Below are 314 nucleotides of genomic sequence, written 5' to 3' on the forward strand. Positions count from 1 at the left end.
AATCGTTGGTTATTGGGGATCCCACAGCAGAAAATGAGATGACCACGCTGGGTCATTACTATCTGCGTACTGATCAGTATCAGAGAGCTCTTCGTGGTGAAGTCAATCTAGTTGTGGGTAGGAAAGGGTCCGGCAAGACGGCGCTTTTTATCCAGGTGCTAGATAAAATACGTACAGATAAAAGAAATATTGTCGTCGACTTAAAACCGGAGGGCTATCAACTATTAAAGCTTAAGTAAGATATTCTTGAATATCTAAGTGAGGGCTCTAGTCAGCACTTGGTCACGGGTTTTTGGGAGTATTTAATACTCCTG

General features: G+C 42.7%; 1 protein-coding gene. It reads left to right on the forward strand.

Annotated elements, in window-relative coordinates:
- Positions 1-239 (forward strand): hypothetical protein (locus tag AC4HNJ_RS21740; RefSeq protein WP_490481704.1); only part of this gene is annotated, 239 nt, incomplete at its 5' end.
- Positions 240-314 lie beyond the last annotated feature (75 nt).

It is taken from the genome of Dyella sp. SYSU CM1112 (genome assembly GCF_058216415.1).